We start from the raw sequence: 17,742 nt of genomic DNA, 5'->3' as shown, positions 1-17,742 counted from the left end.
TCGTGGCGAGGCGCTTTCCTCGTCCTGTTCGCGCTGACGTGCGTTGTGAAGCTGGTGATAGCGTGCACGTTGTCGCCTTTCGGTGACGAGGCGTTCTACTGGCAGGAGAGCCTTCGGCCGGCGTGGGGCTATAGCGATCTTCCCCCGGCGACCGCGTGGCTGATCGCGCTCTCGGAAGCCTGCTTCGGTCACGGCCTGCTGGCCATGCGTTTGCCGTTCCTGCTCATCGGCGCGCTGCTGCCCTGGCAGGCCGGCGCCATCGCGGCGCGTGTCGGTGGCGAAACCGCCCGGTGGCAGGCGGCGATCGGCGTGACGCTGCTTCCGCTGGCGGGAAGCCTCGGCGTGCTCGCCTTGCCCGACGTGCCGCTCACCTTCGCCATTCTCCTCGCGACGCAGGGGCTGGTGGCGGCGCTCGACCGCGACCGCCTGGTCGACTGGTGCCTCCTGGGCGCCGGCCTCGCCATCGCCTGGACGACGCACTACCGGGCGGCCATGCCGATGCTTGCCGGGCTCGTGTTCCTCCTGATCACCGCGCGCGGCCGCGCGCTCTGGCGACGCCCGGGCCTCTGGTTCGCCCTGGCGATCGCCGCGATCGGTCTCGTTCCGATCGCGCTCTACAACATCGAAGCGCGCGGCGCGGGTGTCGCGTTCCAGGTGGTCGAGCGCAATCCCTGGCGATTCCAGGCCGACGCGCTCGTGCAGCCGCTCGAGCAGGCGCTGACCTGCACGCCGATCGCCTGGGTCGTCATGCTCTGGGCGCTGTGGCAGGCGTGGCGCCGGCGCGCGGTGGCGCCGTTCGACGCGATCGGCGTCATCGGCGGCACCTTCGTGCTGGGCTACTTCGTGCTGGGCCTGTTCGCCGACGACGTGCGCTTCCGCGTGCACTGGCCGCTGCCCGGCTGGATCCTGGCGTGCGCGGTGCTGCCGTCGCTGCTGCAGGAGGCCGGAAGCGGCTGGCGTCGCGCGGCGCTGGCGGGTTTCGCGCTCGCGGGCATCGGACTGGCCGCGGGTTTCGCCTGGCTGGGTCTCGCCGCCTCGACGCATGGGGCCGGCGTGCTCGCGGACGTCAAGGCGTTTCCGTCGAACTTCACGGGCTGGCGCGAAGCGTCGGAGGAGGTGCGTGCCCGTCTCGCGGCGCGACCCGGTGCGATCGTCGTCGCGGACAACTTCATGCTCGCCGCGGAACTGCGTTTCGTGCTGGGCGCGTCGGCGACCGTGTACTCGCTGGACAGCCCGTTGAACGTGAAGCACGGTCGCGCGCCGCAACTCGCGGCGTGGGGCGACGACGAGCGGGGCCTGGCGGTGCACGAGGGGCGACGCGTGCTCCTCGTGGTCGACGAGACATCGCTCCGCGAGCGCGAGCGTCCGGCATGGCTGGGCTCGATCTGCTCACGGGTCGCCGACGTCGCGCCGGTATCGCGCATCGATCTCTTCGGCGGCCGTCGACGGTTCGCGCTCTACGACGCCAGGGCAAGGGCGGGGCACGCGTCGATGGACCCCGAAGCCTGTCCGGTGTGGACGGCCTACCGCGCCGCCTACGACCGCTAGGCGGCCTAGGGCAATACCACTCCCGCCGCGCGCAGCAGTCGTGCGGTCGCGATCAGGGGCAGGCCGACCAGCGCCGTGGGATCTTCGTTGTCGATGCGTTCGAACAGCACGATGCCCAGGCCTTCGCACTTGAAGCTGCCTGCGCAGTCGAGCGGGCGCTCGCGCTCCACGTAGCGCGCGATGTCTTCCGCCGAGAGGTCGCGGAAGCGCACGCGGGTTTCGTCCACATGCGTGGTCGCGTCGCCGCGCAGGTCGATCACGCAGACGGCGGTATGGAAGACCACCTCCCGACCGGAACTCGCGGCAAGTTGCCGGTGCGCCACGTGCACCGTGCCGGGCTTGTCGAGCACGCGCCCGTCGAGGTCCGCTACCTGGTCGGAGCCGATGACCACCGCGCCCGGATGCGACGCCGCCACGGCCCGCGCCTTGGCTTCGGCGAGCCGGGCGGCGCGATCCGCCGGTGGCTCGTCCGGTAGCGGCGCCTCGTCGGTGCCAGGCGCCGCCTGCTCGAAATGATCGAGCAGCCGGCGCAGCAGGGCGGCGCGGTAGGGCGACGTGGAGGCGAGGACGATGGTCGGCTGCGGTGACACGCTAGAAATCCTTGTGGATGTGTTCGCGGACGGCGGTATCGAGGGCCGTCTGCGCGTCGTCGAGCGCGCGCAGGCGCGGCTCGAGCTGGTGGCGGGCGCGGACGAGGGCGTCCACCGCCTGGTCGAGTTCGCGCTGGCTCGCGTCCGGGGCGCGGTCGCGGATCCAGAGCCGTTGCTGGAGCAGGGCGCGGAGTCCGGAGTCGACGGCCTGCTGGGCCTCGACCTCCCCCGCGGCGGGTAGGTCCGGACTGACCGACATCACGGCATGGGCTCGCTGGAGCCGGTCGCGACAGTCCTTGAGATCGGACTCGAGACGGTCCGCGTTGTCCATGAGGTCCTGCAACGCGCCATGCCGCCGGCGCGAGCGCTGATGGCGGAGGATCCACACGCACAGCGCGGCGGCCACCAGGATGACCCCGGCAAGTGCATAATACGCAACGGAAAACACGCTTCCTCTTCTCCCTCGCAGGCGTGTTGCGGCAGAATTCCCCGAACCTCGGCAGTCTGCCCGAAACGCGGCAGGCCGCGCAAAAGCGGCCGCGCATGCGCGTGAAGGCGCCTAACCGGTTGACTTCAGGGATGTTGATGCCTACCATTTCACGATTATGTCCGTGACCTTGCCATCGTCCGTGGACGCTTGGCGCGAAGTTCGTGCGCGGCGTTCGTTCCAGGGCCATCTTCCCGTGTCGGCGCTTGCCCGCCTCGGCGAAGTGGTCGCGTCGCCGGAAGGCGATGTCGCCTACGAGCTGGACTTCGGACGTGACGAACTGGGTGTGGCCTACGTGGCGGTGCGTGCGAACGCCTCGCTGACGGTCATCTGTCAGCGCTCGCTGGAGCCCTTCGTGCTCCCGGTGGCCGTCGACACACGCCTCGGACTGATCAAGCGGGAAGAGGAGGAAGCCGGCCTTCCCCCGGGATACGAGCCGCTGCTCCTCGAAGAGGACGGCAAGCTCGACCCCTCCGTGACGATCGAAGATGAACTGCTGTTGGCGCTGCCCCTGGTTCCGGTCAATCCGGCCTACGAGTTGCCCGACGACGTGACTGGACCCGGTGAGGACGACGAGCCCTCGCAGGAAACGACCGAAAACCCGTTCGCGGCACTCCGCGAACTCATGAAAAAGTAATTTCGCTGGAGATTTGCCATGGCCGTTGCCAAGAGCCGCAAGACCCCGTCCACCCGCGGCATGCGCCGTTCGCACGACGCGCTGAAGTCCGTGCAGCTGTCGACCGACCCGACCAGCGGTGAAGTCCACCTGCGTCACCACGTGACGAAGGACGGTTTCTACCGTGGCAAGAAGGTCATCGACACCCGCGGTGCGGTTGAAGTCGAGGACTGATCTTCCCGCCTAGGGACGATCTCGACGCAGGCGGCGCGGTGACGCGCCGCTTTGCGTTTGTGGCATACCGATTCATCCCGGCCCCGGGCCCGTTGATCGCGTCCGGGCGAATCCTCCCTGACATGGGGATACGGTCCTGAAATACGCACGCATCATCGGTACCGGCAGCGCACTTCCCGACAAGGTGCTGACCAACGCCGACCTCGAAAAAATCGTCGAAACGAGCGACGAGTGGATCCGCACGCGCACCGGCATCACCGAGCGCCACGTCGCGGCCGACGGCGAAACCACCGGCGATCTCGCCTTCCTCGCCGCGCAGCGCGCGCTCGAGGCGGCCGGCGTCAAGGCGTCCGAGATCGACCTGATCGTCCTCGGCACCACCACGCCCGACATCATTTTCCCGTCCACCGCCTGCCTCGTGCAGCACCGTCTCGGCGCCAACGGCTGCGCGGCGTTCGACGTCAACGCCGCCTGTTCCGGCTTCGTCTATGCCCTCGGCGTCGCCAACGCGTTCATCCGCAGCGGCCAGTCGAAGCGGGCGCTCGTGATCGGTGCGGAGACGCTGACCCGCATGGTCGACTGGACGGAGCGCGAGACGTGCGTGCTGTTCGGCGACGGCGCCGGTGCGGTCGTGCTGGAAGCCTCGGACGAGCCGGGCATCTTCACCACGCGCCTGCGCGCGGACGGCGGGTTCAAGCACCTCCTGTTCAATCCGGTCGGCGTGTCCGCCGGATTCAAGGACGAGCCGAACCACGGCGTGCGCATCAACATGCTCGGCCGCGAAGTGTTCAAGGTCGCCGTGAAGACGCTCGACTCCCTCGTCGGCGAAACCCTCGAGGACGCCGGCATGAAGGAAGACGAGATCGACTGGCTGATCCCCCACCAGGCGAACCTGCGCATCATCGAAGCCACGGCCAAGCGCCTGAACATGTCGATGGACCGCGTGATCGTGACCGTCGACAAGCACGCCAACACGTCGGCCGGTTCGGTGCCGCTCGCGCTCGATTACGCGGTGCGTTCGGGCAAGGTCCAGCGCGGCCAGAACCTGCTGCTCGAGGCGTTCGGCGGCGGTTTCACGTGGGCCTCGGCGCTGCTGCGTTACTGAGGCGGCATGAAATCGCCGATACGATCGGCTCCCACACCTCCGGTAGTGACCCTTCTACCGGAGGTGTGGGAGCCGATCGTATCGGCGAACCCTGCGAAGCCGTGCTTCCAGGATCAAGGCGGTGCCGCCCACCACACGCCCGCGAATGGTGCATTCGCCCATGGGTTGCTGGCACCATGCGCGGTTTGAAGTCCCGGAACCGTTTCGCATGACCTCATCCAGCGCCTCGCTCGCCTTCGTGTTTCCCGGCCAGGGCTCGCAGTCCATCGGCATGCTCGCCGAGCTCGCGGCCATCCATCCGGAAGTGAAGGCCACCTTCGACGAAGCGTCGGAAGGTGCCGGCGTCGATCTCTGGGCCATCAGCCAGGATGGCCCGCAAGACCTCCTCAACAGCACCGAGAACACGCAGCCGGCCCTGCTGGCGGCCAGCGTCGCCGTGTGGCGCGTGTGGGTGAAGCAGGGCGGCGCCCTGCCGGCGTACCTTTCGGGCCATAGCCTTGGTGAATACAGCGCGCTGGTCGCCGCGGGCGCGCTCTCGCTGAAGGATGCCGCGGGCCTCGTGGCCGAGCGTGGCCGACTGATGCAGGCCGCGGTGCCGCCGGGCGTCGGAGCCATGGCCGCCATCCTGGGAGGCGACGACGCCCAGATCGCGCAGGTGTGCGAGGAGGTGGCGCAAGGCCAGATCGTGGCGCCCGCCAACTTCAATTCGCCGGGCCAGCTGGTGATCGCGGGACACGCCGACGCCGTGGACCGGGTCATCGCGCGCCTCGCCGAACTCGGCGTGAAGAAGGCCGTGAAGCTCGCGGTGTCCGTACCCTCGCATTGCATGCTCATGCGCGACGCCGCGGACGCGCTCGGCGAGCGCATGGCCGCCATCGCGTGGTCCATGCCGTCGATCCCCGTGGTGCAGAACGCCGACGCGAAGGTGCACGGCACCGTCGAGGACATCCGTGGAGCGCTGATGCGCCAGCTGTACCTGCCGGTCCGCTGGACCGAGTGCGTGCAGGCGCTCGCCGCGGCAGGAATCGTCCAGACCATCGAATGTGGCCCCGGTAAGGTCCTCACCGGCCTCATCAAGCGCATCGACAAGTCGATCGAGGGCAAGGCCATCGGCACGCCCGCCGAACTCGACGCGGCGCTCGCGCCCTCCGCCTGATCACGTACAACAGGACATCCCCCATGACAGCAACCCTGCAGGGTGAAATCGCCCTCGTCACCGGCGCGAGCCGCGGCATCGGCGCCGCCATCGCCGACCGCCTCGCCGCCCTTGGCGCCACCGTCTACGGCACCGCCACCAGTGAATCCGGCGCGAAGGCCATCGGCGAGCGCCTTGCCGCCCACGGCGGCCACGGTCGCGTGCTCGACGTGACGGACCCGGCCGCGATCGAGGCGCTGATCGACGGCATCGCGAAGGAGAGCGGCGCGGTTTCCGTGCTCGTGAACAATGCGGGCATCACGCGTGACCAGCTCCTCATGCGCATGAAGGAAGACGACTGGAGCGCGATCATGGACACGAACCTCACGTCGGTGTTCCGAACCTCCAAGGCCGTGATGCGCGGCATGATGAAGGCGCGCAAGGGCCGCATCATCAGCATCGCGTCGGTCGTCGGCGTCACCGGCAACCCGGGTCAGGCCAACTACGCGGCGGCGAAGGCCGGCATCATCGCGTTCTCCAAATCGCTGGCGCGTGAGATCGGCTCCCGCGGCATCACCGTGAACGTCGTCGCGCCGGGCTTCATCGACACCGACATGACGCGCGCCCTGCCGGAGGAGCAGCGTGAAGCGCTGCTGGCGGGCATCGCGCTGGGCCACCTTGGCGAGGCCAGCGACATCGCCGAAGCCGTGGCCTTCCTGGCGTCGCCGGCCGCCCGCTACATCACGGGCGAGACCCTGCACGTCAACGGCGGCATGTACATGCCCTGACGGGCCTGGGGCCGGCGGCAGTCGCCACCGGCCCGTTTTTGAGAGACAATCGTCATTTCGCGCCCGGCGAACCAAATCGGGCGCCATCCACGTAACGGCGGTGTGTGGCGGGCCCCCGCCTTAGCCACTACAATGCCGCCGGATTTTCCCCTCGGGAGGTAAAGGCAACATGAGCACCATCGAAGAGCGCGTCAAGAAGATCGTCGTTGAGCAGCTGGGCGTGAAGGAAGACGAAGTGAACCCCAACGCTTCGTTCGTTGACGATCTGGGCGCCGACTCGCTCGACACCGTCGAGCTGGTGATGGCTCTCGAAGAAGAGTTCGAGTGCGAGATCCCGGACGAAGAAGCCGAGAAGATCACGACGGTCCAGCAGGCGGTCGACTACGTCAAGGCCCACGTCAAGGCCTGATCGAAACCGACTGGTCGTCGATCGGAGGCGCGCCTCCCGTCGATCTCCGAGCGACACGGAAGCTGCGCCTATAGGCGCAGTTTTCGTTTGCGTCTAACGCAACCTGCGCCCGCGTATGGTTGCGCGGAACAAGTGAAGGATGAGAACGCATGAGTAAGCGACGTGTGGTAGTGACCGGCATGGGAATCATCTCGCCGGTCGGCAACGATCTCGCCACCGCCTGGAAGAACGTCGTCGAAGGCAACAGCGGCATCGGCCCTGTCACCGATTTCGACGCCAGCGCCTACACCACCCGCATCGCGGGCGAGGTGAGGGATTTCGATCCCGTCGACGCGTATTTCGCCGGCACCGACACGCCGGACGACGAACGTCGCGCCATCGCGAAAGATTTCAAGCGGATGGACCCGTTCATCCACTACGGCATCGTCGCCGGCACGCATGCTTTCCGTCAGTCGGGCCTCGTCGTCACCGACGAGAACGCGGGCCGTATCGGCATCGCGGCGGGCGCCGGTATCGGCGGCCTGCACACGATCGAAGGCACCGCGCTCGAACTGGCCGAGAAGGGTCCGCGCAAGGTGTCGCCGTTCTACGTGCCGAGCTCGATCATCAACATGGTCGCCGGCAATCTCTCCATCTACCACGGCATGAAGGGTCCGAACATCGCCCTCGTGTCCGCATGCACCACCGCCGCGCACAACATCGGCATGGCGATGCGCCTCATCCAGTACGGCGACGCCGACGCGATGCTCGCGGGCGGTGCCGAATTCGCCACCACGCCGACGGCGATGGCGGGTTTCTGCTCGGCCAAGGCCATGTCCACGCGCAACGACGACCCGACGCACGCCAGCCGTCCGTGGGACACGGGCCGCGACGGCTTCCTGCTGTCGAACGGCGCGGGCATGCTGATGCTCGAGGAGTACGAATTCGCGAAGGCGCGTGGGGCGAACATCCTGGCGGAGCTCGTCGGCTTCGGCATGAGTGGCGACGCGTATCACATCACCGCGCCGAGCGGCGACGGCGCGGAGCTGGCCATGCGCAACGCGCTTCACGACGCCGGCCTGAAGCCGGAAGACGTGCAGTACGTCAACGCGCACGGCACGTCGACGCCGGTCGGCGACCTTGGCGAAGCGAAGGCCATCCGCAACGTGTTCGGTGACCACGCCACGAAGAAGGGCGAGTTCGCGGTCAGCTCGACCAAGTCGGTCACCGGCCACCTGCTGGGTGCCGCCGGCGGCGTCGAGGCGATCTTCTCGATCCTCGCGATCCGCGACGGCATCATCCCGCCGACCATGAACCTGGTCGACGTCGATCCGGAAGTCGCCGCGCTGGGCATGGACCTTGTGCCGGGCAAGGCCGAGAAGGCCGACCTCGACGTGGTGATGTCGAACTCGTTCGGTTTCGGCGGCACGAACGGCACGCTCGTCTTCCGTCGCGTCTGACGCGTTGGCTTTCGTCACGCGAACCCTGGCCGGCCGGCGCGATCTCCTCGCGCCGGCCGCGTCGTATCCGGAGCGCTATCCCGCGCTGCTCGCCAGCGCCGTCACGGGCACGCCCCAGTCCCGCTTCGACATCCTCTTCGCCGCCGGTGACGCGTCGCTCACGCTGTCGCGTGACGGCGTGACGCGCGACGCGCGTGGCGTGGCCGTCCCTGGAGGCTTCCTCGACGCGCTCGATGCCGCATGGAGCGATCGCCGTCGCCCGCGCGTCGACGACGGCCTGCCTTTCCATGGCGGCTGGATCGTCTACCTCGCGTATGAACTCGTCGGCCAGATCGAGCCGACGTTGCGCCTTCCCGTGTCGACCGGTTCCGCACCGATCGCCTTCGCGATGCGCGCACCGGCGGCCGCCATCGTGGATCACGTCGAGCAGCGCACGATCCTCGTGGTGGAGGAGGGGGCGGAAGCATGGCTCGATGTGCTCGCGGCGGATCTCGACGTCGTGATGCCAGACATGCCGCTCGCGCTGCCCGACGCGGTCGACGAAGACGCCCCCGGGCGTTTCCTCGATGGCGTGCGGCGCGTGCACGAGCACCTGCGCGCGGGCGATGTCTTCCAAGTCAACCTGTCGCGCCGCTGGACCGCGCGCTTCGCCACGCCGCCGGCACCCGCGAGCCTCATGCGGGCGCTACGTGCCGCGAACCCGGCACCGTTCGCGGGGATGATCCAGCGGCCTGGCTGGGCGGTCGTCAGCTCGTCGCCCGAACGCCTGGTCGAATCGCGCGACGGCGTGTTGCAGACGCGGCCCATCGCGGGCACGCGTCCACGCGTGGCCGGCGACAACGACGCGGCGCGCATCCGCGAACTCACGACGCATCCGAAGGAGCGCGCGGAGCACGTGATGCTGATCGACCTGGAGCGCAACGACCTCGGGCGCGTCTGCGTACCGGGCAGCGTGAAGGTCGACGAACTCATGGTCGTCGAAAGCTACGCGCACGTGCACCACATCGTGTCGAACGTCCGTGGCCGCGCGCGTGCCGACGTCACGCCCGGCCAGGTCATCGCCGCGACGTTCCCGGGCGGCACCATCACGGGGTGCCCGAAAGTGCGCTGCATGGAAATCATCGGCGCCATCGAGCAGGAGCCGCGGGGTGCGTACACCGGCGCGCTCGGTTATCTCGACGACGATGGCGACATGGACCTCAACATCCTCATCCGCACCTTCGCGGTGGACGGCACGACCGTCTCGCTGCGCGCGGGAGCGGGCATCGTCACCGACTCCGTCGCCGAGCGCGAACTCGACGAAACGCGTGCGAAGGCGCGCGGCCTGTTGCGCGTGTTCGGGCAGGGGGCATGACGCCGCGGTTGTCCGTCGATTTCGTCGACGCCGGCTCGGTGCCGGCGACCGATCGCGGACTGCTCTATGGCGACGGGCTTTTCGAGACGCTGCGCATCGTCGATGGGCGCATGCCGTTGTGGGAGCGTCACGCCGCACGCCTTCTCGCGGGCTGTGAACGGCTGCGCTTTCCGCCGCCCGATACGACGAGGCTGCGTGCCGAGGTCGGGCGGCTCGTGGCGGGACTCACCGATGCGGTCGCCCGCGTGACGGTGACCCGCGGCAGCGGCGAGCGTGGCTACGCTCCGCCTCCGTCGCCGCGGCCCACCGTGGTCGTCGCGGTCTCGCCGCTCGCGCTCGACGCGCGGGCCGCTTTGGACGGCATCGCGGTGCGCGTTTGCGACACGCGCCTCGCCGCGCAACCGTTGCTGGCCGGACTGAAGCACATCAATCGCCTCGAGCAGGTGCTGGCGCGGGCCGAATGGAGCGATCCCGAGATCGGCGAAGGCCTGCTCCGGGACATCGACGGGGACATCGTCAGCGCGACCGCCGCGAACCTCTTCGCCGTGTTCGATGGCGCGCTCGTGACGCCCGTCGTGGACCGCGCCGGCGTGGCGGGCGTCGCGCGTGCCGAGGTGCTCGCGGTGCGCGACGTCCGGGTGGTCCGGATGAACCTCGCCCGACTCCTGGAGGCCGACGAGGTCTTCCTCACGTCGGCCGTTCGCGGCATCCTCCCCGTCCGGGCCTGCGAGGGCCGGACATGGCAGGCCGGTCCCGCCGCGCGTGCGCTGCAGGCGCACTGGCGGGACATCGGCCTGCCGTCGCCCACAGGACGCAAGGACTCCGATCGATGAAAGTGCGCGGCATCGCCCTCTGGCGTGTCATTCTGCTGGTGGTGGTGCTCGCCGCGATCGTCGCGGGAGCGTGGCTCTGGTTCGACTGGGCGCGGTTCGCCCGTTCGCCGCTGAACGTTCCGGTGGCGGGGCAGAGCATCGATGTCGCGCGTGGCGCCTCCTTCAAGGACATCGTGCGCGACCTGCGCAACCGCAAGGCCACGCAGGCCTCGCCGCTCTACTGGCGCGTGCTCGCGACGCAGATGCACGCGTCGGGTCGCCTGCACGCGGGCGAATACGCGTTGCGGCCCGGCATGACGCCGCGCGACCTGATCGCGGACATGGCCAGCGGCAAGGTCATGCAGCGCAATTTCACCATCGTCGATGGCTGGACGTTCGCCGACCTGCGCCGTGCGCTCGCCGCGGTCGAAACGCTCAGGCACGACACGGCGGACGTGGACGACGCCGCGCTCATGACGTCGCTGGGCGCGCCTGGCGAACATCCCGAAGGGCGCTTCCTCCCCGAAACGTATGCCTATGTGAAGGGCGATGCGGAATCGAGCATCCTCAAGCGCTCGTACGCCGCGATGACGAAGACGCTGGATGCCGCGTGGAACGACCGCGACAAGGACGTGCCGCTCGCGACGCCTTACGAGGCGCTGATCCTCGCGTCCATCGTCGAGAAGGAGACGGGCAGGGCGGACGAGCGCCCGCGCATCGCCGGCGTGTTCGTGCGCCGGCTGCGGCAGCACATCCTCCTGCAGACCGATCCCACGGTGATCTACGGCATGGGCGCCGGGTATTCCGGGAACATCCACAAGAGCGACCTGACCACCGACACTCCCTACAATACGTACACGCGCGCCGGCCTGCCGCCGACGCCGATCGCCCTCCCGGGGCGCGCGGCGATCCAGGCGGCGCTGCATCCGGCGGCGGGTGACGAGCTGTACTTCGTGGCGCGTGGCGATGGCAGCCATGTCTTCTCGTCGTCCCTCTCCGACCATAACCGGGCCGTGGCCTGCTACCAGTTGAAGCGATGCCAGTGACCACTCTCCAGCGCGGCCGTTTGATCACCCTCGAAGGAGGCGAAGGCGCCGGCAAGAGCACGCTGCTGCGCGGGCTCGAAGCCCATCTGCGCGCGCAGGGCGTCGACCTGGTCGTGACGCGCGAGCCGGGCGGCACGGCCGTCGGTGAATCCGTGCGCGCCCTCGTGCTCGACGCGGCGAACAACGAACTGACGGCCGAGGCCGAGTTGCTTCTCATGTTCGCCTCCCGGGCGCAGCTCGTGCGGCAGGTGATTGAGCCCGCGCTCGCGGCGGGCCGCTGGGTGCTGTGCGACCGCTTCACGGATGCCAGCTACGCCTACCAGGGCGGCGGGCGTCGCCAGCCGGTCGAGCGCATCGCGGATCTCGAGCGTTGGGCGGCCGAAGGCCTCGTGCCCGACGTGACGCTCCTGCTCGACCTGCCGGTGGCCACCGGCCGTGCGCGAGCCGCGGGTCGCGGCGAGGTCGATCGCATCGAAGTCGAGAGCGACGCGTTTTTCGAGCGCGTGCGCGACACCTATCGCGCGCGCGCCGCGGCGGAGCCCGCGCGGTTCCGCGTGCTCGACGCCAGCGCGCCCGCCGAAGCCGTTCTCGACCAGGCCGTGGCCGGCCTCGCCGGCCTCTTCGCGCGGGTGGCGCCGTGAGCCCGCGCCCGTGGCATGCCGACGCCTGGGCGCGGCTGCAGTCGCGGCGCGAGCGCGATGCGCTGCCGCATGCGCTCCTGCTCGCAGGGCCCGCCGGGCTTGGCAAGCGCGACTTTCTCGCCGCGTTCGTCAAGGGGCTGCTGTGCCAGCGGCCCGTCGACGGCGTGGCGTGCGGTACCTGCCGCAGTTGCCAGTTGATCGCGGCCGGCACGCATCCGGACGTCGTCACGTTGTCGTTCGGGCTGCGCAAGGACGGCGTCACGCGCAGCGAGATCGTGGTCGACCAGATACGAGATCTTTCTCAACGCCTGTCGATGGCCAGTCAGTTCGGCGGCTGGCAGGTCGTGACGATCGATCCGGCCGACGCCATGAACGCGGCCGCCGCAAACGCCTTGCTGAAGACACTCGAAGAGCCGACGCCGTCGACGCTGCTCGTGCTCGTGGCCGATGAGCCCGCGCGCCTGCCGGCGACGATCCGCAGCCGTTGCCAGCGCATCGATTTCCTCGTCCCGTCGCGGGATGCCTCGCTGGCGTGGCTGCTTGGGGAGGGCGTCGCCGATGCGCCGGCGGCGCTGGAAGCCGCCGGCGGCAATCCCGGCATGGCGCGGGCGTGGGCGACGGACGGCGCGCTGAAGCAGCGCGGCGAGGTGCGGAACGACCTGAAGGCGCTCGCCGCCGGCCGTGGCGACGCCATGGAAGTGGTGAAACGCTGGCAGGCCGCCGATCCGGCGCGCTACCTGTGGTTCGCCGCGCAGGCGGCCACCGATGAGCTTCGGGCCCGCGCCGCGGGCACGCCGCCGCCGCTCGACAGTCAGCTCGACGACGAATCGCTCGACACCTGGTACGGCAAGGCCAACCGCGCGCGCGACGCGCTGCGCGGCCCGCTCCGCGCCGATCTGGTGCTGCTCGAGCTGATCGCGGCCTGGCGTTGACGCGCCCTTATCGCGTATTCGGTCCTAATCGGCTCGACGTGTCGCCCAAGGATCCCTCCGTGTCCCGCCACCCGACCATCGACGGCAGCACCCGTCTCCTCGTCGTCGCGCCCCATCCGGACGACGAGTCGCTGGCGGCCGGTCTGCTGATCCAGCGCACGCTCGCGTCCGGCGGACGGGTGGACGTGCTCCTCCTGACCGACGGCGACGACAATCCGTGGCCCCAGCGCTGGCTCGAACGGCGGATCGTCGTGGGCGCGGCGGACCGCGCGCGCTGGGGCGCCCGTCGTCGGCGCGAGGTCGCCGCGGCACTCGCTCGTCTCGGTGTCGGCCCCGATCACCTCCACGCGCTGGGGTGGCACGACATGCAGGTGACTTCGGAGCTTCGCGAGCGGCATGGCCAGGCGTTGAGCGCCGTGCGCCGCGTCGTCGAGCGGACCCGTCCCAATCTCGTCGTCATCCCCGATCTCGGCGACAGCCACCCCGACCACGGTTCGGCGCACGTGCTGGCGCGGCTGGCCCTGGCGGCCGCCGGCAGCAACGCTGACGTGCTGACCTACATGGTCCACGGTACCGAGCGATCGGCTCCGGAGGACCTGATCGTCCCGGATGCCGACGCCCAGCGGCAGGCGACCAAGACGGCCGCCGTGCTGGAGCATCACACGCAGATGGCGCTCAGCCGCAAGCGGATGCTCCGCGTCGCGTCGCGGCCCGAGCGCTTCGATCGTCCGCCGCCCGCCCTGACCGGCGGTACCGTCCGGCTGCCGTGGCGCCCCGGCCCGCTCGCCCGGGCCCGGGTCCGGATCGTGCTGGCGGACGGGCAGGGCGTGGCGGTGTGGCCATGGCGCCGCGCGCCGCTGGAACGCTCCGGCGAGGACTGGGTGCTGTCGCTGCGCCATGCGGCGGGCCCGGCCTTCGTGAAACTCACGGCCGACCTGTCGACCCCGTGGATCTACGACCGCTACGGCTGGGTGGGGGCGGATCCCGAGCCGGTCGGGCTTGTCGCCCGGCCCGCCGCCTAGTTAGCATGCCTCGACTCCAGGGAATCCATCGTCCATGAATGCCACAGCCTCCTCGCCGCGACAGGGCATCCTCTCGCTGAAGATCAAGGACGTGAATTCCCTGTACATCTCGTACATGCCCTACCTGAAGACCGGCGGCCTGTTCGCCCCCACGGCCCAGCGTTACAGCCTGGGCGACGAGGTCGCGCTGCTGGTCACCCTGATCGACGAGAACGAGCGCCTCTCCGTGGCCGGCAGGGTGGTCTGGATCACGCCGGTGGGTGCCCAGGGCAATCGCACCGCCGGCGTCGGCGTGCAATTCAACGAGTCCCCCGAGAGCGAAGCCGCGCGGCAGCGCATCGAGGGGCTGCTCGCGGGAACGCTCGCCTCGGAGCGTCCGACCCAGACCATGTGACGGCGGCGGTCCGTCCGATGGGGCGAAAACCCTGCGATTGCACCATCCCGATGCAGTTTTTCCGCCGTTAAGGCTTGTCGGGATACCTGCACGCACTGGTACAATAGATCGGTTCCCCAACGTGAGATTGTGGATATCCGGAGTCGTTGGCGCGCAACCTGCGCCGGCACGGATCGGACCATTTGGATCGATTCGATAAAAGCTCCGGCGACACTAGCCGGACCGCTCGTCCCCGCCGACGGTCACTGATGCGCCCAGTGAGGCGCGGAGGTACGCAGCATCGTGCTTGCCCAATATTGGCCCGTCCTGTTGTTCATCGCCGTGGCCGCAGGCCTAGGTATCGTCCTCATGGTGCTCGGCATGCTCGCCGGGCCGCGCCGCCCCGACGCCGAGAAGCTCTCGCCCTACGAGTGCGGCTTCGAGGCCTTCGAGGACGCGCGCATGAAGTTCGACGTGCGCTACTACCTGATCGCGATCCTCTTCATCATTTTCGACCTCGAAATTGCCTTCCTGTTTCCCTGGGCGGTGGTGTTCGACAAGATCGGCGCGATCGCGCTGATCGAGATGGCCCTGTTCCTGGCCCTGCTCGTGGTCGGTTTCGCCTACGTCTGGAAGAAGGGAGCACTCGAATGGGAGTGATGACCACCATCGACCGGGTGATGCACAACCCGGAACCGCTGAACCTCGTCGACGACATCATTCGTCCCAACGGCGACGCGCCGGTCCCGCAGCGCGGCTTCGGCGTCACCAGCGTCGACGCCCTCATGAACTGGGCGCGTACCGGCTCGATGTGGCCGATGACCTTCGGTCTCGCCTGCTGCGCGGTCGAAATGATGCACGCCGGCGCGGCGCGCCTCGATCTCGATCGCTTCGGCGTCGTGTTCCGTCCCAGCCCGCGCCAGTCCGACGTGATGATCGTCGCCGGCACGCTGGTCAACAAGATGGCCCCCGCGCTGCGCAAGGTCTACGACCAGATGCCCGAGCCGAAGTGGGTCATCTCGATGGGTTCGTGCGCCAATGGCGGCGGCTACTACCACTACTCCTATTCGGTCGTGCGCGGCTGTGATCGCATCGTTCCGGTCGACATCTACGTGCCGGGCTGCCCGCCGACCGCCGAAGCGCTGATCCACGGCATCCTGCAGCTGCAGAAAAAGATCCGCCGCACCCACACGATCGCGCGTTAACAGGGCTTCGCACATGAGCGTTACTAACGAGACCTCGCTGGTCGAACGCCTCGGCGCGCGCTTCGGCGACATGCTGACGGTGAAGGTCGAGCGCAACGAAGTCACCGCCGAGGTGGCCCCGCGTGACCTGATCGCCGTCGCCACGGCGCTGCGCGACGAGGCGGGCTTCCGCTTCACGACCGTCATCGACGTCTGTGGCGTCGACTACCTCAGCTACGGCCAGACCGAGTGGGACACCGATACCGCGCAGGGCGAGAGCTTCTCCCGCGGCGTCGAAGGCCAGGCCGTCGGCCGCTTCACGTGGGCCGAGCGTCCGCGCGGCGTCGAGCAGCCGCGTCGCTACGCCGCCGTGATCCACCTGCTGTCCGTCGAACTCAACCAGCGCATCCGCCTGCGCGCGTTCTGCGAGGACGACGCGTTCCCGGTCGTGCCGTCGATCACGCCGATCTGGCCGGGCGCCGACTGGTTCGAGCGCGAGACGTTCGATCTGTACGGCATCATCTTCGATGGCCATCCGGATCTTCGCCGCATCCTCACCGACTACGGTTTCGTGGGTCATCCGTTCCGCAAGGACTTCCCGCTGATCGGCAACGTCGAGGTCCGCTACGACCCCGAGCAGAAGCGCGTCGTCTATGAACCGGTCTCGATCGAGCCGCGCGTGCTGGTGCCGCGCACGATCCGCAACGACGCCGACCTCGATCAGGCCAGGGCGGAATCCGCCGATCACTGGCGGGAGAATTAAGCCGTGGAAGAAATCCGCAATTACACGATGAACTTCGGTCCGCAGCATCCCGCTGCGCACGGCGTGCTGCGCCTCGTGCTGGAAATGGACGGCGAGACGATCGTCCGTGCCGATCCGCACATCGGCCTGCTGCACCGTGGCACCGAGAAGCTTGCCGAGTCGAAGCCGTTCAACCAGTCGATCGGTTACATGGACCGCCTCGACTACGTGTCGATGATGTGCAACGAGCACGCCTACGTGCGCGCCATCGAGAACCTCCTGGGGATCGAGGCGCCCGTCCGCGCGCAGTACATCCGCACGATGTTCGACGAGATCACCCGCATCCTGAACCACCTCATGTGGGTGGGCTCGAACGCGCTCGATCTCGGCGCGATGGCCGTGTTCCTCTACGCGTTCCGCGAACGCGAAGAACTGATGGACGTCTACGAGGCCGTGTCGGGCGCGCGCATGCACGCCACGTACTACCGGCCGGGCGGCGTCTACCGCGACCTGCCGGAGCAGATGCCGCAGTATCGCGAGTCGCCGTGGCACAAGGGCGGTGACCTGAAGCGCCTGAACGCGTGGCGCGAGGGGTCGATGCTCGATTACCTCACCGAGTTCACGAACGACTTCCCGAAGCGCGTCGACGAATACGAGGCGCTGCTCACCAACAACCGCATCTGGAAGCAGCGCACGGTCGGCATCGGCGTCATCGATCCCGAGAAGGCGCAGGCCTGGGGCATGACCGGCGCGATGCTTCGCGGTTCGGGCATCGCATGGGATCTGCGCAAGAAGCAGCCCTACGCCGCCTACGACAAGATGGACTTCGACATCCCTGTCGGCGTCAACGGCGACTGCTACGACCGCTACCTCGTGCGCGTCGAGGAAATGCGCCAGTCCAACCGCATCATCCGCCAGTGCGTCGAGTGGCTGAAGGCCAATCCGGGCCCGGTCATGGTGCAGAACTACAAGGTCGCGCCGCCCAGTCGTGAAGAAATGAAAAACGACATGGAAGCGCTCATCCACCACTTCAAGCTCTTCACCGAGGGCTATGGCGTGCCGGCCGGCGAGACGTATTCCGCCGTCGAGGCGCCGAAGGGTGAATTCGGCTGCTACCTCGTGTCCGACGGTGCGAACAAGCCCTTCCGCGTGCACCTGCGCGCGCCCGGCTTCGCGCACCTGTCCTCGATGGACGCGATCGTACGGGGCCACATGCTCGCCGACGTCGTCGCGATGATCGGCACCTACGATCTCGTCTTCGGCGAAGTCGACCGCTAAGTCGACG

21 protein-coding genes are annotated in these 17,742 nt (G+C 68.7%); 19 read left to right on the top strand and 2 right to left on the bottom strand.

From position 1 onward, the window contains the following. Nucleotides 1-69 precede the first annotated feature (69 nt). Nucleotides 70-1,548, top strand: coding sequence for an ArnT family glycosyltransferase (locus BMY69_RS09950; protein WP_255364520.1), 1,479 nt, complete (start codon nt 70-72; stop codon nt 1,546-1,548). Nucleotides 1,549-1,553: 5 nt separating this feature from the next. Here BMY69_RS09950 and BMY69_RS09945 read toward each other — a convergent pair whose 3' ends face one another. Further along, nucleotides 1,554-2,138, bottom strand: a complete 585-nt coding sequence (locus tag BMY69_RS09945) for a Maf family protein (protein WP_090177648.1) — start codon at nt 2,136-2,138, stop codon at nt 1,554-1,556. 1 nt (nt 2,139) lies between these two features. Continuing rightward, complete coding sequence (locus tag BMY69_RS09940; protein ID WP_254779140.1) at nt 2,140-2,586, bottom strand: hypothetical protein; 447 nt, start codon at nt 2,584-2,586, stop codon at nt 2,140-2,142. 157 nt (nt 2,587-2,743) lie between these two features. Here BMY69_RS09940 and BMY69_RS09935 point away from each other — a divergent pair, with 157 nt between their 5' ends. From BMY69_RS09935 to BMY69_RS09850, 18 genes are all read left to right on the top strand, one after another. Then, nucleotides 2,744-3,262, top strand: coding sequence for a YceD family protein (locus BMY69_RS09935; RefSeq protein WP_090054212.1), 519 nt, complete (start codon nt 2,744-2,746; stop codon nt 3,260-3,262). Between the two features lie 18 nt (nt 3,263-3,280). Further along, complete coding sequence (rpmF, locus tag BMY69_RS09930; protein WP_090054210.1) at nt 3,281-3,475, top strand: 50S ribosomal protein L32; 195 nt, start codon at nt 3,281-3,283, stop codon at nt 3,473-3,475. Between the two features lie 136 nt (nt 3,476-3,611). Beyond that, entirely contained in the window at nt 3,612-4,580 is a 969-nt protein-coding gene (locus BMY69_RS09925; RefSeq protein ID WP_090054207.1) for a beta-ketoacyl-ACP synthase III, read from the top strand. 208 nt (nt 4,581-4,788) lie between these two features. After that, nucleotides 4,789-5,736, top strand: a complete 948-nt coding sequence (gene fabD, locus BMY69_RS09920) for an ACP S-malonyltransferase (protein ID WP_090177647.1) — start codon at nt 4,789-4,791, stop codon at nt 5,734-5,736. Nucleotides 5,737-5,759: 23 nt separating this feature from the next. After that, nucleotides 5,760-6,503, top strand: a complete 744-nt coding sequence (gene fabG, locus BMY69_RS09915) for a 3-oxoacyl-ACP reductase FabG (protein ID WP_090177644.1) — start codon at nt 5,760-5,762, stop codon at nt 6,501-6,503. 169 nt (nt 6,504-6,672) lie between these two features. Next, a complete protein-coding gene (acpP, locus tag BMY69_RS09910; RefSeq protein WP_090054201.1) occupies nt 6,673-6,912 on the top strand; it encodes an acyl carrier protein in 240 nt (79 codons plus the stop codon). Between the two features lie 149 nt (nt 6,913-7,061). Further along, nucleotides 7,062-8,351 (top strand): beta-ketoacyl-ACP synthase II, encoded by a 1,290-nt coding sequence (gene fabF / locus BMY69_RS09905; RefSeq protein WP_090177643.1) that lies wholly within the window; start codon nt 7,062-7,064, stop codon nt 8,349-8,351. Between the two features lie 25 nt (nt 8,352-8,376). Then, a complete protein-coding gene (locus tag BMY69_RS09900; protein WP_090178423.1) occupies nt 8,377-9,705 on the top strand; it encodes an aminodeoxychorismate synthase component I in 1,329 nt (442 codons plus the stop codon). After that, entirely contained in the window at nt 9,702-10,538 is an 837-nt protein-coding gene (gene pabC, locus BMY69_RS09895; protein ID WP_090177640.1) for an aminodeoxychorismate lyase, read from the top strand. Before BMY69_RS09900 ends, pabC begins: the two co-directional genes overlap by 4 nt. Then, a complete protein-coding gene (gene mltG / locus BMY69_RS09890) occupies nt 10,535-11,563 on the top strand; it encodes an endolytic transglycosylase MltG (protein WP_090177638.1) in 1,029 nt (342 codons plus the stop codon). Before pabC ends, mltG begins: the two co-directional genes overlap by 4 nt. After that, nucleotides 11,554-12,204 (top strand): dTMP kinase, encoded by a 651-nt coding sequence (tmk, locus tag BMY69_RS09885; RefSeq protein WP_090054194.1) that lies wholly within the window; start codon nt 11,554-11,556, stop codon nt 12,202-12,204. The genes mltG and tmk overlap by 10 nt, the downstream gene beginning before the upstream one ends. Further along, nucleotides 12,201-13,136: a DNA polymerase III subunit delta' gene (holB, locus tag BMY69_RS09880; RefSeq protein ID WP_090177636.1), complete on the top strand. Its 936-nt coding sequence runs from the start codon at nt 12,201-12,203 to the stop codon at nt 13,134-13,136. The genes tmk and holB overlap by 4 nt, the downstream gene beginning before the upstream one ends. A gap of 59 nt (nt 13,137-13,195) precedes the next feature. Then, nucleotides 13,196-14,158, top strand: coding sequence for a PIG-L deacetylase family protein (locus BMY69_RS09875; RefSeq protein ID WP_143070453.1), 963 nt, complete (start codon nt 13,196-13,198; stop codon nt 14,156-14,158). 34 nt (nt 14,159-14,192) lie between these two features. Next, nucleotides 14,193-14,552: a PilZ domain-containing protein gene (locus BMY69_RS09870; RefSeq protein ID WP_090054189.1), complete on the top strand. Its 360-nt coding sequence runs from the start codon at nt 14,193-14,195 to the stop codon at nt 14,550-14,552. Nucleotides 14,553-14,834: 282 nt separating this feature from the next. After that, on the top strand, nt 14,835-15,191 hold the full coding sequence (locus tag BMY69_RS09865; RefSeq protein WP_090054187.1) for an NADH-quinone oxidoreductase subunit A: 357 nt from the start codon (nt 14,835-14,837) through the stop codon (nt 15,189-15,191). Continuing rightward, nucleotides 15,182-15,736 carry a NuoB/complex I 20 kDa subunit family protein gene (locus tag BMY69_RS09860; RefSeq protein ID WP_090054185.1) on the top strand — a complete coding sequence of 185 codons (555 nt, stop codon included), beginning with the start codon at nt 15,182-15,184 and terminating at the stop codon, nt 15,734-15,736. Before BMY69_RS09865 ends, BMY69_RS09860 begins: the two co-directional genes overlap by 10 nt. A 13-nt stretch (nt 15,737-15,749) precedes the next feature. Beyond that, a complete protein-coding gene (locus BMY69_RS09855; RefSeq protein ID WP_090054183.1) occupies nt 15,750-16,478 on the top strand; it encodes an NADH-quinone oxidoreductase subunit C in 729 nt (242 codons plus the stop codon). 27 nt (nt 16,479-16,505) lie between these two features. After that, nucleotides 16,506-17,735: an NADH-quinone oxidoreductase subunit D gene (locus BMY69_RS09850; RefSeq protein WP_254779249.1), complete on the top strand. Its 1,230-nt coding sequence runs from the start codon at nt 16,506-16,508 to the stop codon at nt 17,733-17,735. Nucleotides 17,736-17,742: the final 7 nt, after the last annotated feature.

The sequence above is a fragment of the Luteibacter sp. UNC138MFCol5.1 genome (assembly GCF_900110505.1).
Lineage (GTDB): Bacteria > Pseudomonadota > Gammaproteobacteria > Xanthomonadales > Rhodanobacteraceae > Luteibacter.
This window is presented reverse-complemented; position numbering and strand designations above follow the sequence as displayed.

Coding starts and splice junctions, on each gene's coding strand:
- BMY69_RS09935 (WP_090054212.1), top strand. CDS start 2,744: ATGTCCGTGACCTTGCCATCGTCCGTGGACGCTTGGCGCGAAGTTCGT.
- rpmF (WP_090054210.1), top strand. CDS start 3,281: ATGGCCGTTGCCAAGAGCCGCAAGACCCCGTCCACCCGCGGCATGCGC.
- fabD (WP_090177647.1), top strand. CDS start 4,789: ATGACCTCATCCAGCGCCTCGCTCGCCTTCGTGTTTCCCGGCCAGGGC.
- fabG (WP_090177644.1), top strand. CDS start 5,760: ATGACAGCAACCCTGCAGGGTGAAATCGCCCTCGTCACCGGCGCGAGC.
- acpP (WP_090054201.1), top strand. CDS start 6,673: ATGAGCACCATCGAAGAGCGCGTCAAGAAGATCGTCGTTGAGCAGCTG.
- fabF (WP_090177643.1), top strand. CDS start 7,062: ATGAGTAAGCGACGTGTGGTAGTGACCGGCATGGGAATCATCTCGCCG.
- pabC (WP_090177640.1), top strand. CDS start 9,702: ATGACGCCGCGGTTGTCCGTCGATTTCGTCGACGCCGGCTCGGTGCCG.
- mltG (WP_090177638.1), top strand. CDS start 10,535: ATGAAAGTGCGCGGCATCGCCCTCTGGCGTGTCATTCTGCTGGTGGTG.
- tmk (WP_090054194.1), top strand. CDS start 11,554: ATGCCAGTGACCACTCTCCAGCGCGGCCGTTTGATCACCCTCGAAGGA.
- BMY69_RS09870 (WP_090054189.1), top strand. CDS start 14,193: ATGAATGCCACAGCCTCCTCGCCGCGACAGGGCATCCTCTCGCTGAAG.
- BMY69_RS09860 (WP_090054185.1), top strand. CDS start 15,182: ATGGGAGTGATGACCACCATCGACCGGGTGATGCACAACCCGGAACCG.
- BMY69_RS09855 (WP_090054183.1), top strand. CDS start 15,750: ATGAGCGTTACTAACGAGACCTCGCTGGTCGAACGCCTCGGCGCGCGC.
- BMY69_RS09850 (WP_254779249.1), top strand. CDS start 16,506: ATGAACTTCGGTCCGCAGCATCCCGCTGCGCACGGCGTGCTGCGCCTC.